At 39.8% G+C, this 15,682-nt stretch carries 15 protein-coding genes; 6 read left to right on the forward strand and 9 right to left on the reverse strand.

Annotated elements, in window-relative coordinates; translation table 11 throughout:
• Positions 1-4: 4 nt before the first annotated feature.
• The 5 genes from PSM_RS07865 to seqA all read right to left on the reverse strand — a co-directional run bounded on the left by PSM_RS07865 (position 5) and on the right by seqA (position 5,824).
• Positions 5-982, reverse strand: a complete 978-nt coding sequence (locus PSM_RS07865) for an alpha-ketoacid dehydrogenase subunit beta (protein ID WP_013464999.1) — start codon at positions 980-982, stop codon at positions 5-7.
• Positions 982-2,196 (reverse strand): thiamine pyrophosphate-dependent dehydrogenase E1 component subunit alpha, encoded by a 1,215-nt coding sequence (locus PSM_RS07870; RefSeq protein WP_013465000.1) that lies wholly within the window; start codon positions 2,194-2,196, stop codon positions 982-984. Before PSM_RS07870 ends, PSM_RS07865 begins: the two co-directional genes overlap by 1 nt.
• A gap of 265 nt (positions 2,197-2,461) precedes the next feature.
• Entirely contained in the window at positions 2,462-3,514 is a 1,053-nt protein-coding gene (gene astE / locus PSM_RS07875) for a succinylglutamate desuccinylase (protein ID WP_013465001.1), read from the reverse strand.
• Between the two features lie 78 nt (positions 3,515-3,592).
• Complete coding sequence (pgm, locus tag PSM_RS07880) at positions 3,593-5,230, reverse strand: phosphoglucomutase (alpha-D-glucose-1,6-bisphosphate-dependent) (protein WP_013465002.1); 1,638 nt, start codon at positions 5,228-5,230, stop codon at positions 3,593-3,595.
• Between the two features lie 9 nt (positions 5,231-5,239).
• On the reverse strand, positions 5,240-5,824 hold the full coding sequence (gene seqA / locus PSM_RS07885; RefSeq protein WP_008113782.1) for a replication initiation negative regulator SeqA: 585 nt from the start codon (positions 5,822-5,824) through the stop codon (positions 5,240-5,242).
• Positions 5,825-6,313: 489 nt separating this feature from the next.
• Between seqA and PSM_RS07890 the strand changes: the two genes are divergently transcribed.
• From PSM_RS07890 to fur, 5 genes are all read left to right on the forward strand, one after another.
• Positions 6,314-7,081 carry an alpha/beta fold hydrolase gene (locus PSM_RS07890; protein WP_013465003.1) on the forward strand — a complete coding sequence of 256 codons (768 nt, stop codon included), beginning with the start codon at positions 6,314-6,316 and terminating at the stop codon, positions 7,079-7,081.
• Positions 7,082-7,176: 95 nt separating this feature from the next.
• The gene (locus PSM_RS07895; RefSeq protein ID WP_008113777.1) at positions 7,177-7,398 is read left to right on the forward strand and encodes a DUF2788 domain-containing protein; all 222 of its coding nucleotides are present in this window, start codon (positions 7,177-7,179) and stop codon (positions 7,396-7,398) included.
• Positions 7,399-7,400: 2 nt separating this feature from the next.
• Positions 7,401-7,679 (forward strand): LexA regulated protein, encoded by a 279-nt coding sequence (gene ybfE, locus PSM_RS07900; RefSeq protein ID WP_008113775.1) that lies wholly within the window; start codon positions 7,401-7,403, stop codon positions 7,677-7,679.
• A 13-nt stretch (positions 7,680-7,692) separates the two neighbouring features.
• Positions 7,693-8,220 carry a flavodoxin FldA gene (gene fldA, locus PSM_RS07905; protein ID WP_008113772.1) on the forward strand — a complete coding sequence of 176 codons (528 nt, stop codon included), beginning with the start codon at positions 7,693-7,695 and terminating at the stop codon, positions 8,218-8,220.
• Between the two features lie 183 nt (positions 8,221-8,403).
• Positions 8,404-8,847, forward strand: a complete 444-nt coding sequence (gene fur, locus PSM_RS07910) for a ferric iron uptake transcriptional regulator (protein ID WP_013465004.1) — start codon at positions 8,404-8,406, stop codon at positions 8,845-8,847.
• Between the two features lie 71 nt (positions 8,848-8,918).
• On the opposite strand, the gene glnS is transcribed toward fur, so the two are convergent.
• Entirely contained in the window at positions 8,919-10,583 is a 1,665-nt protein-coding gene (glnS, locus tag PSM_RS07915; RefSeq protein ID WP_013465005.1) for a glutamine--tRNA ligase, read from the reverse strand.
• A 214-nt stretch (positions 10,584-10,797) separates the two neighbouring features.
• Between glnS and PSM_RS07920 the strand changes: the two genes are divergently transcribed.
• On the forward strand, positions 10,798-11,868 hold the full coding sequence (locus PSM_RS07920; protein WP_013465006.1) for a DUF3083 family protein: 1,071 nt from the start codon (positions 10,798-10,800) through the stop codon (positions 11,866-11,868).
• A gap of 78 nt (positions 11,869-11,946) precedes the next feature.
• Here the strand turns inward: PSM_RS07920 and sucD are convergent, their stop codons facing one another.
• From sucD to odhB, 3 genes are all read right to left on the reverse strand, one after another.
• Positions 11,947-12,819, reverse strand: coding sequence for a succinate--CoA ligase subunit alpha (gene sucD / locus PSM_RS07925; protein WP_013465007.1), 873 nt, complete (start codon positions 12,817-12,819; stop codon positions 11,947-11,949).
• Positions 12,819-13,985 carry an ADP-forming succinate--CoA ligase subunit beta gene (sucC, locus tag PSM_RS07930; protein WP_013465008.1) on the reverse strand — a complete coding sequence of 389 codons (1,167 nt, stop codon included), beginning with the start codon at positions 13,983-13,985 and terminating at the stop codon, positions 12,819-12,821. Before sucC ends, sucD begins: the two co-directional genes overlap by 1 nt.
• A 177-nt stretch (positions 13,986-14,162) precedes the next feature.
• Positions 14,163-15,680 (reverse strand): 2-oxoglutarate dehydrogenase complex dihydrolipoyllysine-residue succinyltransferase, encoded by a 1,518-nt coding sequence (odhB, locus tag PSM_RS07935; protein ID WP_013465009.1) that lies wholly within the window; start codon positions 15,678-15,680, stop codon positions 14,163-14,165.
• Positions 15,681-15,682 lie beyond the last annotated feature (2 nt).

Below are 15,682 nucleotides of genomic sequence, written 5' to 3' on the forward strand. Positions count from 1 at the left end.
ACCCCTAAAAGTTCACTGATTGTTTAATTGCGGCCATTACTTTTAATGCATCTGGAACATATTCTTTTTCGAGCGCCAGCGGGTATGGCGTATCTAGGCCACAAACACGTAAAATAGGCGACTCTAAATGCAGAAAACACTCTTGAGCGATGGTTGCGGCTATTTCTGCGCCAAAACCGTTAGTAATAGGTGCTTCATGACTAACAATAAGACGGCCTGTTTTAGTCACTGATTTAGCAATCGTTTCAACATCCCATGGTAAAATACTGCGAAGGTCAATCACTTCACAGCTAATGCCCTGTTCACTGGCTTGCTTTGCCGCTGCTTCTATAATTTCCATTTGTGCACCCCACGCTAATAAAGTAACGTCAGTACCCTCTTGAACCACTTCAGCTTTACCAAGTTCAATGCTGTAATCTTCCTCAGGCACTTCACCAGTTGAAGCACGGTATAAACGTTTGGGCTCAAAAAATAGCACTGGGTTGTCGTCTTTAATACACGCACGCAGTAAGCCTTTAGCTTGGTACGGGTTACGCGGCACGACAATTTTTAACCCTGGCGTGTGAGCAAAGTACGCTTCTGGCGATTGCGAGTGATACAAACCACCAGCAATACCGCCACCGTAAGGTGTACGAATCGTTAGATTACCCACATTAAACTCATTACCACTACGATAACGAAACTTAGCCGATTCATTCACAATTTGATCAAACGCAGGAAAGATGTAATCAGCAAATTGAATCTCTGCCAATGCAGGTGCACCAAAGGCTGCCAAACCATTTGCAAAGCCTAAAATACCTTGCTCTGTGAGCGGGGTATTGAATACGCGATGCTTACCGTACTTTTCTTGTAACCCTGATGTTGCTCTAAAAACACCGCCAAAATAACCCACGTCTTCACCAAAAATACACGCTTGAGGATGTTCATTCATGGTGATATCTAAAGCAGAATTAATTGCATGTAGCATGTTCATTTTAGCCATTACTTAATTCTCCCTGCTGTTGTTGGGTAGGCGTCTGGATGTGCTTTTATATGCGTTTTAAGTTCATCATATTGACGTTGTAAAGATGGAATTGGCGTATCGTAAACATCTGAAATTAGCTCTTCTAACGCCGGCTTATCAATTACTTCAGCGCGTTTTAGTGCCGCTAAAATATCATCACGAATTGTTTCTTTCGCTTTGATATCTTCTGCGTCATCTAACCAATTTTGTTTTACTAACCATTTTCTAAAGCGCTCAATTGGGCATGTTTTATAGTTTGCTTCTTCATCTTTTGAACGGTAACCGCTTGGATCATCTGATGTTGAATGCGCACCTAAACGATACGCTATCGATTCAATTAATACCGGTTCACCTTGTGTTGCAGCAATTTTGCGGGCTTTTTTAGTAGCCGCGTAAACGGCGAGCGCATCACTGCCATCAACACGAATAGTTTTAATACCATAACCCACACCACGCGATGCAATCCCATCGCCTTTAAATTGCTCATCGGCTGGGGTTGAAATAGCATAACCATTGTTACGTGCAAAAAAGATAACCGGTGCTTTATGTACTGCAGCCATATTTAAGCCTGCATGAAAATCACCTTCTGAAGCAGCCCCTTCACCAAAATAACAAATAGTAACGTTATCAATAGTACTTGCTAGTTCACCTGTTTTAGCATCAATGTGTTTTACTTTTTGACCATATGCGTAACCCGTAGCCTGTGGAATTTGTGTTCCCAAAGGTGATGAAATGGTCATGTAGTTAAGTGCTTTAGAGCCATAATGGATCGGCATTTGACGGCCTTTACCTAAATCTAATTCATTAGAAAACATTTGGTTCATAAATTGATCAAGGGTAAATCCACGGTAGTGCAAGGCTGCTTGTTCACGGTATTGCGCCATGATCATGTCATCTTGTTCAAGGGCTGCAGCAGAGGCTGTTACCGCCGCTTCTTCCCCTAAACATTGCATGTAAAAGCTGACGCGGCCTTGGCGTTGAGCACCCTGCATACGTTCATCCAATAAACGAATAAAACGCATGGTTTCGTATAATTTAATAGCGGTGTGTTTAGAAATATCAGGTGCAGGAGCACTAGGATGAATGTCGCCGTCCTCAGTTAAAATACTCAGGGTTGGAATATTAAGTGCGTGGCCGTCAATAAACTCAAGCTCATGATTAATATTCAGCGATACGTTATTGGGATTACTCATAACCTACCTTCTTTTGTTGTCGGTATCACAGCGCCCCTTTGGATTATTATTATGGGTGATAGTTGCTGAATAAACTTTGCAACATCTGCACTGTATTTAATTAAAGCTGCCAACACTTTACGTTAACGTAAAGTGTTATTCAACAAAACTGTGACCAAAGAAAAGTAAATAATGAGCAAAAAACTGGCAAGTTAACTATACATAAAATTAACCACTTATTAATCAGTTGGTTAAACTTTCATAACAAGTGGTCTGATGTGTTGATTTAGCTAAAGCGGCTATCCACTTGCATAGGGACTACCGTGAGTAATGCACGTTGCCCAATGGCAACCTGTGCGTTAGGAAAAATAATTGCTTCCCCTTCTACGTCGGCATATATGGCATTATCGCCATCGGTGGCTAAAAGCTCACCCTTTGCAAACCCTGTAAAATTCTCGGCATCGTCAGAAAACGGAAAACTAAAGTTTTGCTCTGTGCGGTTAATAGTTCGATGAACAGAAAACAACTCAAAGTCGCTTGCATTAAATTCTGGGTATTTTACTTCTTTTTGGCTAATTAATGCAGTTAGAGTTTGTTTTGTTTTTGCAAAGCGTGACATGTCGTTTTCACCAAAGGGTTTCACTTGCCCAAGCTCTACAGTAAATGAGTCAGCCCCATGCACAAACGACGAATAGTAGCTAAACGTGGTAGCAGGCGACTTCATCATCAATACTGTATTTACACCACAGCTTAATAAGAACTGCAGTTGCGACTTTTTCCAAGGCTTGCCATGTAAGAATGGGTAAACAGCAAATTTTTCGTTTTTAGAACCGCGAATAGCGGTATGTAAATCATAATGACAGCGATACGTACCCTGCTCTGAACGCGCATAAAAATCGCTAACATATTGCTCAAGTTTATCAGCGCGAACGCGTTCGTCGTTCATCGCAATGCCATCAACAGTGTGGTGGCCGTTAAACAAGCGGTTTAAGTTCTCTTCTACAAATCGTTTACCAATATTAATTGACTGAGGATTACCAAAAATAAATAAAACACGTTGTTGTAATTCAAGTTGCCCACTAATAATGTGTTTAATGAGTTCATCGCAAATTTCAATGGGGGCTGTTTCATTGCCATGAATGGCACTGGATAGCACCACATTTTTTGAAGTTATACAATCTGGTTCAAACTCAATTACTCCGGTATCGTGTATGGTAACCTGAGTATTGTTATTAAGCGTAAATTGACCTGCCTCTAAATGCCATTCATGGTTACGCGAAAGCGTTAAAAAATCACCATCTTGTTTTAATTGATTAATATATTCTGCAGTGGCTGACATAACGATAAAAGCCCTTTTTTAAAATTATAGATACAAAAACGGCTGATAAAATCAGCCGTTTTTAGTTGTAATTGCATATTAGCTAATCACTGAATCAACCAGTTTTTTAGCTTCTTTTTCTAATAAAGCTAAGTGCTCTTCGCCTTTAAATGATTCTAAGTAAATTTTATAAATATCTTCCGTACCTGACGGACGCGCCGCAAACCAGCCGCTTTCAGTTACCACTTTTAGCCCACCAATAGCTGCATTATTACCTGGCGCATGAGTTAGCTTTTGTAAAATAGGCTCACCCGCTAAGGTATCTGCTTTTACGTCATCAGCACTGAGTGCTTTTAATCGCGACTTTTGCTCAGGCGTTGCTGGCGCATCTAGGCGTTTATAAAGTGGCGCACCAAATTCTTGCTCTAGTTCTTTATACAGCGCAGACGGTGTTTTACCTGTAACTGCAAGAATTTCAGCGGCGAGTAAGCCCATGATAAAGCCATCTTTATCTGTACACCAAACCGTGCCATCAAAACGTAAGAAAGCCGCACCAGCGCTTTCTTCACCACCAAAGGCCAATTTGCCTTTGTTTAAACCCTCAACAAACCATTTAAAGCCAACGGGTACTTCTTTTACTTTACGCTTGTTGCGCTCAGTTACCTTGTCAATCATTGAGCTAGAAACAAGGGTTTTACCGATTTCAACACTGGCATCCCAATCACGATGCGTTAGTAAATAGTCAATCGCTACGGCTAAAAAGTGATTAGGATTCATTAACCCATCTGGTGTTACTATGCCGTGACGGTCATAATCAGGGTCATTACCAATCGATAAATCAAAATCATCTTTAAGCGCAATTAAATTAGCCATTGAATAAGGTGATGAGCAATCCATACGAATTTTGCCATCTTTATCAAGCGGCATAAATGCAAAACGTGGATCAACACTGTCATTAACGACCGTTAAATCTAAATTATATTTTTGCGCAATCACTGGCCAAAAGTTAATGCCTGAGCCACCTAATGGATCAATACCAATCTTGATGCCTGCATCGCTAATCGCTTTTAAATTAATAATGTTTTTTAAATCATCAATATAAGGCGTCATTAAATCTTCGTAGCGAATAAAACCAGAACGTGAAGCTTTAGCAAAAGGAAACAGTTCTACTTCAACTAAGTCTTCTAATAATAATTGATTGGCTCTGTCTTCAATCCATTTTGTAACGTCTGTGTCTGCAGGACCGCCATTGGGCGGGTTATATTTAAAACCGCCATCTTCTGGTGGATTATGAGATGGAGTCACTACAATGCCATCGGCAAGCTCATTAGGATGATTTTTATTATAACTAACAATAGCATGGCTAATAACTGGCGTTGGAGTAAAGTCACCATTTTCTTGGGTGATAACTTGGACTTCATTAGCAACCAACACTTCAATTGCTGAGTTAAAGGCCGCCTCGCTCAGTGCGTGGGTATCTTTACCTAAAAATAACGGACCAAATATATCGTTCTGTTTTCTGTAATCACAAATAGCTTGGGTAATTGATAATATGTGCGATTCGTTAAATTTTACATCGTAGGCACAGCCTCGATGCCCTGAGGTGCCAAATGCAACACAGTGCTCGGGGTTTTGCTCTAAGTCAGGCTCATTTAAATAATACGCAGACACTAACTTTGGTACATTCACTAAAGCCGATTGTGGTGCAGTTTTACCTGCGCCGGAATGAATTGCCATGGTCTTTCCTTAAAGATAATCACGAATTTTTTCAGCTTGCTCGTTGCTGTAGCCTAAACTAAGTGCAACTTCATGCAGCATCATTTTTTTACGCGTGGTATTAGAATTGGTCATCACCCAATATTCACTGTCAGTGATATTTTTTGGGTTCATACTACTACCGCTATTCACTAAGTCTTCTTTACTGGTCGCGAAGTAAACACGATCTCGACCTTTAATATCTAGCACCGCAGAGAAGTCTGTTTTATGCGTTCGATAAAATGCACTTAAAATAAATAAAAAACGACCTACAACGCCTTTTTGCATCGCCAATTCTTCTTTATTTAAAATATTAAATACGTTTGCATTTTTTTTATTTACCGGCGGTTTTGCCACTTGGGTTGGCTGTTCAACGTCTGCTATAGGTTGTTCAAGTGATGAATTAGACACACTAACGGTTTCATTTTTATGATCAGTGTCTAGTTTAGTGGTGTTAATTTTTTCGCCGTTGAGATTTAATAAACGACGTAAAATAGTGGATGCACTCTCACCAATACTCTGTGTATTGCTTGCAATGTACTGATATAACTCGTCGTCTATGTCGATTTGTTTCATGTTCTTCCTGTCATTACGGGTCACATTTTTCTTTCGATATGATTATACCCAAATCACCTCAAGATGCGAGTTTCAGTTGGAATTAAAAGCGATTTAGGCAAGGCATTGATTGCAAACAATAGTCGTTCTATTGCTAAAACCAATAACGCAGTATAAATCGCTTTTAAACCAACCCTCTGGGCGTTTCACAGGAACTTACTCTCATCGTTGTTAATTTTTAAAAGGGATCACCATTGTTGCAAACTAACGCCTTGATATTAAGCCCCGGTGAAACGCTGAATTCTGTATCTTGTGATGGTTTGGGTATATACCCAATCCAGTTAGAAATGCGAGTTACAACCAACGCGACCCTAAACATAGTTGTAATTAATAATTACTAAATAATCAGGAAGCTAGGTATTTTTGAGTCCAACATACAAATAATATCTGTATTTTTTGCTTTTTAGGGTAATGCTCGGCAAACTATGCGCAAAATTGAAGGAGGCGTCTATGCAATTAAATTACAAACAAATTGGTCAAGGTCCAAATGTTATTTTGATCCATGGACTGTTTGGCTCTTTAGAAAACCTTAATGTGATTGCAAAACCATTAAGCGAGCATTTTTGTGTAACCAACGTTGATTTACGTAATCATGGCCTTTCGCCCCACAGCGATGAAATGGATTATACTGCAATGGCTAATGATGTTGTTGAATTAATGACGGCATTAAACATACAAAAAGCGCATCTGGTTGGGCACTCTATGGGCGGCAAAGTGGCGATGCAAATAGCACTGAGCCATACTGATTTAGTCGATAAACTAGTGGTTCTTGATATTGCGCCTGTGAGCTACCCTGCGCGCCATACTCAAATACTTGAGGCTTTAAATGCAGTTAAAAATGCAGATATTAGTGATAGAAAGCAAGCTGATTTAGTAATGCAACCGTATATAGAGGAGTTAGGTGTACGTCAGTTTTTATTAAAAAGCTTATATAAAAATGATGATGGGCACTTTGTTTGGCGCTTTAATTTACCTGTGCTCGATAATAAATATTCAACTATTACCGCAAACATTAATGCAAATAATTCTTGTTTGTGCGAAACTCTGTTTATTAAAGGTAATGACTCTGACTACATTTTAACCGAGCATCGCGAAGCGATTAATGCGCTGTTTAAAAACGTCAGTGCAAAAATCATTCATGGTGCGGGTCATTGGTTACATGCCCAAAAACCACAGGCTGTAAACAAAGCAATCAATGATTTTTTAACTGCAGTTTAATGTTATTTTTATGGCGTGTTTTTGATTTATCACACTAAATAATTAAAGATTTATGTGCTATAGTACGCGCCGTTTAATTTAAAGGTTATACGTCGATGGTCAGTCAGTTTATTAACGAATTTGATACCTTAGGGTTGTATTTTGGCTTAGCAGGTATTTTTATTTTTATCGGCTTGGCAATTAAAGACGTACTGAAAAGCGGCAATGTGCCTAAATTTGGTCGTTATATTGTGTGGCTGGTACTCTTTTTAGGTTGCTCTGGCTTTATTGCCAAAGGACTTATTCAGGTATTTTGGCAAGGTGCGGGTGTAGGTTAAGCATGGCCAAGTCAGAAACAGATAGAACAACGCTTGATTTATTTGAATACGAGAAACGTCCAGGTAGACCTAAAACTAATCCCCTTCCTCGGGATATGCAGTTAAAGGTTAATAAACGTAATCAAATAAAAAGAGATAAGGCACGTGGTTTAAAGCGTGTTGAATTTAAAGTTTCGTCACAGCTGTATCAGGCACTGAGTGATATGGCAGATGCACAAAATATTAGCCGCAGTGCGTTGATCGAAACAATTTTACAAGAAAGATTGGCTATTGATAGATAAAAGGTTTAAATCCATGGCAAGTGTAGGCATTTTTTTCGGAAGTGACACAGGTAACACAGAACACGTAGCAAAAATGATCCAAAAAGAATTGGGTAAAAAGCTCGTTGCTGTGCATGACATTGCAAAAAGCTCTAAAGAAGAGATTGCTGAGTTTGATCTGATCTTATTCGGTATTCCAACTTGGTATTATGGTGAAGCACAATGTGATTGGGATGATTTCTTTCCTGAGCTTGAAGAAGTAAGCTTTGAAGGTAAACTAGTGGCTATTTTTGGCTGTGGCGACCAAGAAGACTATGCAGAATACTTCTTAGATGCTATGGGCATGATCAACGATATCGTAACAGAACGTGGCGCTATTGTTGTTGGCCATTGGCCAACAGACAGTTATGATTTTGAAGCATCAAAAGGCATGGCTGATGACAAACATTTTGTTGGTTTAGGTATTGATGAAGACCGTCAGCCAGAATTGACTGAGCAGCGTGTTAAGCAGTGGTGTGCTCAGGTATATGATGAAATGTGCTTAAGTGAGTTAGCAGATTAATCCCCCCCTTTTAAATGCTAACTGTTTAAAATATTATCAAACAGTTAGCATTTTCCGCGTTAATATTGATATAGATCAATTGTTCTTTGCACTTCCTGCTAAGGCACGTTATCCTAACTGTTATTGTGACGAGTACATCTTGCAAGATGTCTAGTATAACTAAATAAAATTGAGACAGATTTAATGACTGATCATAACTTGGAACTTAAAAAAGCCGGGCTAAAGGTAACTTTACCGCGTATTAAAATTTTAGAGATTCTTCAATCTCCAGATAACCAACACATAAGCGCTGAAGATGTTTACAAGGTTTTATTAGATCTAGGCGAAGAAATTGGTCTTGCGACTGTTTACCGTGTTTTAAACCAATTTGATGATGCAGGAATTGTAAGCCGTCACCACTTTGAAGGCGGTAAGTCAGTATTTGAACTTTCTGGCAGCACTCACCATGACCACTTAGTGTGTTTAAAATGTGGCAAGGTTGTTGAGTTTGAAGATGATTTAATTGAACGTCGTCAACTCGAAATAGCTGAAGAAAACGGTATTAAGCTGACCAATCACTCTCTTTACCTATATGGCGAATGTGAAGATAAAGACGCGTGTAAAGCGTTTGCGCAAAGCAATAGTTAAAAGCCTATTTAGTTTAATAAAAAAAACCTGCTATTAAGCAGGTTTTTTTATAACTAGAAAATAGAGCAGTATTATTTGTGCTCTATTTTAGCCCACGAATCACGTAAGCCTACCGTTTGGTTAAATACCAGGTTTTCTGATTTAGTATCACGTGAGAAATAACCGGTACGCTCAAACTGAAAACCTTGTGCAGGTACAGAATTAGCCAATGAAGGTTCAAGTTTAGCATTAGAAATAACCACTAATGAGTCTGGGTTTAACGTGCTTTCAAAGTCCTCTGCGGCTGCAGGGTTAGGCACACTGAATAAACGGTCATATAAACGTACTTCAGCTGTCACTGACTCAGGCGCTGATACCCAATGAATAACCCCTTTTACTTTACGACCATCGCTTGGATTTTTACCCAATGTTTCAGGATCGTAAGTACAGTAAATAGTGGTAATTTCACCATTGTCGTCTTTTTCAACACGCTCTGCCTTAATCACATAAGCACCACGTAAGCGTACTTCTTTATCAAGCACTAAACGTTTAAACTTATTGTTCGCTTCTTCACGGAAATCTTCGCGTTCGATAAAAATTTCACGCGTGAAAGGCACTTCACGGCGACCCATTTCTTCTTTATTTGGGTGATTAGCCACAGAAAGCGTTTCTACTTTATCGGCTTCATAATTCTCAATCACAATTTTCACTGGATCAAGTACAGCCATTGCACGCGGAGCATTTTCGTTTAAGTCATCACGGATACACGCTTCAAGCATGCCCATTTCAACCATATTTTCCTGCTTAGTAATACCGATACGCTGACAGAATTCACGCACAGATGCCGGTGTATAACCACGACGACGCAGACCCGCAATGGTTGGCATACGCGGATCATCCCACCCTTCTACGTGCTTATTAACCACTAAGTCATTAAGCTTACGCTTTGACATAATTGTGTATTCAAGGTTTAAACGTGAAAACTCAATTTGTTGCGGGTGACATTCAAGGCTGATGTTATCCAATACCCAGTCATATAAACGACGGTTATCTTGGAACTCTAGCGTACATAATGAATGAGTAATGCCTTCAAGTGCATCAGAAATACAATGCGTGAAGTCGTACATTGGGTAAATGCACCACTTATCCGCTGTTTGATGATGATTAGCAAAACGTATACGGTATATAATTGGATCGCGCAGCACCATAAATGAGCTGGCCATATCTATTTTAGCGCGAAGGACACATTCACCTTCTTTAAATTCACCGTTACGCATTTTTTCAAATAATGCGAGGTTTTCTTCAGGTGATGTTTCGCGGTATGGGCTGTTTTTACCAGGCTCTTTTAATGTACCACGGTATTCGCGAGCTTGATCTGCAGTTAAGAAACAAACATACGCTAAGCCTTTATTAATAAGCTCTACCGCATAACCATAAAGTAGATCAAAATAGTTTGACGAATACTTAATCTCACCATCCCAATTAAACCCTAACCACTGTACGTCTTCTTTAATTGAATTAACGTAGTTAATATCTTCTTTTTCTGGGTTTGTATCGTCAAAACGAAGGTTACATAAACCGTTATAGTCTTTGGCGATACCAAAATTTAAGCAAATTGATTTTGCATGGCCAATATGTAAAAAGCCATTAGGTTCAGGTGGGAAACGGGTATGCGTTGTGGCATGTTTTCCACTTGCTAAATCTTCATCAATTCGGGTTCTAATAAAGTTATTTGGGCGATTCTCGATTTCCGCCATAGGATTATAAACCTCTGTATATTGCGTGATAACAAAACTACTGCATTATTACAAAAACCAACCTTAACATACAGTAATAGATGCGGGTTTATGCAGTTATTACCAAAGTTTGTTAGATAAGGGATAGTTTATGAGCAAAATTTGTTTTAGCGCAATATTAAAGTCATTAAAGCGATTTATAGTAAACGAATAACCCCAACTTAAAGGAACGAAGATGGCCTCATTAAATCAACACCGCATATATATTCCAAGTAATGCACGTGCAAATCATTACTTATTAGCCGAAATTACACCTAATGAAGATTTTTATAAAAACTTCAGTAATATTAATGCTTGCTATGAACGAATTGCGCGTCAGTTATTTGCATCATGTGATGAATATGAACTGCATAATGTCCATTTACTCGCAAATGATAAACTCCCCGTGGTGAGATTTCATGATGAGTCTTACCAACTTGAAACCGATAAGCAAATGTTGTTTTTTTATAACCCTCGTTACCATGAAGCGCATAAACTTCATCACACAGAAAATCAGCAAAGTAAAAAAATACGCCTATTGTTTTTAGCTACTGGCGAAGATATACGTGCCCACTCAGCGCAATTTCATACCAATGTACAAAAAGTATTGAGTCATTTACAAGATCAGTTATTTTTAGACCAGCCAAGCTTTAAACTGCGCGATCATCAACATTTAACCTATGACTTATTCGCTAAAGAAAAAGGTAATAAAGAAAGCTATGGTTATAAACTAAGAAGTTTGTACCCTCGTTATCAATCCAGACAATGCGCAATACCTAGTAGCCATGCTGAAATGACTTACGTCACCTTCTCTATTCCCGTGTCACGTAATATTAAGACGCAATTTCAAACACAAATTAATAGCCAAACTTATAAGCCGTTTTATAACCACTTTTCGCAGTTATTTACTCAACTTTGTGAAGATAATAAACTCACCCATGCAGCGATGGTTGCCAATGGGGCAATGCCAATAATTCGTAATAGTGAAGTAGATAGAAATGAGGGAAATGGTGAGTTACAAAAAATTAGTTTTGATATAGAAGATTCAGCGCCGCAAATTAAAGTATTTTTTGATGAAAATAAACTCGTAGAGACGCTACATTTTGTGATTGTTGCCGCCGCACATAACAAACATGAGATTGGCTATGGTCGCTTTATGAACCAAGTAGAGAAAACCGTTCATGCATTCTGTGATGAATTAGCTATTAATAAGCAGCGCCAAGATTTATCTCTGCGATTTTTTCAACATATTAGTTACCCGTTTTAAGATTAAGGGTAATACGCTCTAGTCATAGATAACAAAAAGGCTCGCAATTGCGAGCCTTTTTTAAAGAATAACCGCTGATTACCAGCCTGTTTTTTCTTTAAGTGCTTTACCAATATCAGCCAGTGAACGTACAGTTTTTACGCCCGCAGCTTCTAATGCAGCAAATTTCTCATCAGCAGTACCTTTACCGCCTGCGATGATTGCGCCAGCGTGACCCATACGTTTACCTTCTGGTGCAGTAACACCAGCAATGTAAGAAACAACAGGTTTAGTTACGTTAGCTTTGATGTACTCTGCAGCTTCTTCTTCTGCAGTACCACCAATTTCACCAATCATTACGATTGCTTCAGTTTGGTCGTCTTTTTCGAACATTTCTAAAACGTCGATAAAGTTAGTACCTGGGATTGGGTCGCCACCAATACCAACACACGTAGACTGACCAAAACCAGCATCTGTAGTTTGCTTAACCGCTTCGTACGTTAAAGTACCAGAGCGAGAAACAATACCTACTTTACCAGGCTTGTGGATGTGACCAGGCATGATACCAATCTTAGTCTCACCAGGAGTGATAACACCTGGACAGTTAGGACCGATCATACGTGTACCTGTTTGATCTAGTTTAACTTTAACGTCAACCATATCAAGTGTAGGAATACCTTCAGTGATACAAACAATTAGGTCGATGCCCGCGTCGATTGCTTCTAAGATTGCATCTTTACAAAAAGGTGCTGGTACGTAGATAACTGATGCAGTTGCGCCAGTTGCTTCTACAGCGTCACGTACTGTGTTAAATACTGGAAGACCAAGGTGCGTTTGACCGCCTTTACCTGGGCTTACACCACCAACCATTTGTGTACCGTACTCAAGCGCTTGCTCTGAGTGGAAAGTACCTTGACCACCAGTGAAACCTTGACAGATAACTTTTGTATCTTTATTGATTAATACAGACATTATTTGCCCTCCGCAGCAGCAACAACTTTTTCAGCCGCGTCTGTTAATGATTCAGCAGCGATGATGTTTAGATCAGACTTAGCAAGTACTTCACGACCCAGCTCAGCGTTAGTACCTTCTAAACGTACAACTACTGGTACGTTTACGCCAACTTCTTTAACTGCACCAATGATGCCTTCTGCAATCATGTCACAACGAACGATACCGCCGAAGATGTTAACTAAAACAGCTTTAACGTTGTCATCTGAAAGGATAATTTTGAATGCTTCAGATACACGTTCTTTCGTTGCGCCGCCACCAACATCTAGGAAGTTAGCTGGCTTGCCACCGTGTAGGTTTACGATGTCCATAGTACCCATTGCTAGGCCTGCACCGTTAACCATACAACCTACGTTACCATCAAGGGCTACGTAGTTAAGCTCGAAGCTTGCTGCGTGAGCTTCACGCGCATCTTCTTGAGATGGATCGTGCATTTCACGGATTTTAGGTTGACGGTAAAGTGCATTACCATCGATACCGATTTTACCATCTAGACAGTGAAGGTTACCTTCATCTGTGATTACTAGCGGGTTGATTTCAAGTAATGCGAAATCGAAATCGTTGAACATATTACCAAGACCCATGAAGATCTTAACAAACTGTTTCATTTGCGTTGGGTTAAGACCCAATTTAAAACCAAGCTCACGTGCTTGGTAAGCTTGAGGACCTACTAATGGATCGATCTCAGCTTTGTGGATAAGTTCTGGTGTTTCTTCAGCAACAGTTTCAATTTCAACGCCGCCTTCAGTAGACGCCATGAACACAACTTTACGAGAAGCACGGTCAACAACAGCACCTAGGTACAGTTCGTTAGCGATGTCAGTACAGCTTTCTACTAAAATTTTAGCAACTGGCTGGCCTTTCTCGTCTGTTTGGTAAGTAACTAGGTTTTTACCTAACCAGTTAGCTGCAAACGCTTTAACTTCGTCGATAGTTTTAACTAGCTTTACACCGCCAGCTTTACCACGTCCACCTGCGTGAACCTGAGTTTTAACAACCCACATATCGCCGCCAATCTTTTCAGCAGCTGCTGCAGCTTCTTCAGGTGTATCGCAAGCGAAACCTTGAGAAACTGGTAAACCATATTCGGCAAAAAGTTGTTTTGCCTGATACTCATGCAAATTCATGATGCTTTATCCAATTTTTTTATATTAAAAGAGTTGAATATTTATGCAAATAAACAACTATCCCAAATTGCGTGCCTAGTATAGATCTCATGGCGCTACATGAAAACCCCAGTATGACCATAGGCACAAAAAAAAAGCTGTGATTTTAACTCACAGCTTATATTTCATACTACTTAATTAAACATCCAGCAGTAAACGTGTTGGATCTTCAAGTAACTCTTTAATTGTTACTAAGAAACCAACTGATTCTTTACCATCGATTTGGCGGTGATCGTAAGATAACGCTAAGTACATCATAGGTAAGATTTCAACTTTACCGTTTACAGCCATTGGACGATCTTGGATTTTGTGCATACCCAAAATTGAAGACTGCGGTAAGTTAATAATTGGAGTAGATAGTAACGAACCGAATACACCACCGTTGGTGATAGTGAAGTTACCGCCGGTCATATCGTCAAGCGTTAGCTTACCATCACGACCTTTAAGCGCTAGCTCACGAATACCCTTTTCGATTTCTGCAACAGATAGCTTGTCACAGTCTTTAAGTACAGGTGTTACTAAGCCACGAGGTGTAGAAACAGCAATGCTGATGTCGAAATAGTTGTGGTAAACAATATCATCGCCGTCAATTGATGCATTTACATCTGGGAAACGCTTTAACGCTTCAGTCACTGCTTTCACGTAGAAAGACATGAAACCTAAACGGATACCGTGGCGCTTTTCAAATACTTCTTGGTACTGCTTACGAAGATCCATGATTGGCTTCATGTTAACTTCGTTAAATGTAGTTAACATTGCAGTTGAGTTTTTCGCTTCAAGAAGACGATTCGCAATGGTTTTACGTAAACGTGTCATAGGCACACGTTTTTGCGTGCGGTCACCCATAGGTGCTGCTGGCGCTGCTTCTGCTTTTGCTGCTGGCGCAGGTGATTTCAAGAATTGATCAACATCTTCTTTAGTCACACGACCATTTTTACCTGAACCTTTGATTTTTGATGCATCAAGGCCTTTCTCAGCAATTAAACGACGAACTGATGGCGTTAACACATCTGAACTGTCGCTTGAGCTTTCTTCTTTGGCTGCTGGTGCATCCGCTTTTGCGTCAGATTTAGCGGGTGCAGCGCCTGCTTTTACTTTACCAATTACTTGCTCACCAAGAACAGTATCGCCTTCGTCATGAATGATTTCACCCATAACGCCGTCTTCTTGGGCAACCACTTCAAGTACAACTTTATCTGTTTCAATATCAACCAAGTTTTGGTCGCGTGTTACCGCGTCACCTGGTTGAACATGCCAAGTAGCAATTGTTGCATCTGCAACTGATTCTGGAAGTACAGGTACTTTAATATCCACTTCTTTACCTTCTGATGCTGGTGCTGATTGCGCCGCCGGCGCGTCTTCTGATTTTTCTGATGCTGAGCTATCTTCTTTTGGCTCTTTACTTGGTGATGCTTCTTGCGCATCACCAATTAAACCGATCACTTGGTCACCAAGTACCGTAGCACCTTCTTCTTGTGAAATTTCAGTGATCACACCGTCATTTTGTGCAACCACTTCTAAAACCACTTTGTCTGTTTCAATATCTACTAAGTTTTGGTCACGGCTTACTTTGTCGCCAACACTTACATGCCATGTAGCAACGGAAGCATCTGCAACCGACTCAGGAAGAACAGGAACTTTAATTTCTGTGCTCATTG

The organism is Pseudoalteromonas sp. SM9913, assembly GCF_000184065.1.
Lineage (GTDB): Bacteria > Pseudomonadota > Gammaproteobacteria > Enterobacterales > Alteromonadaceae > Pseudoalteromonas > Pseudoalteromonas tetraodonis.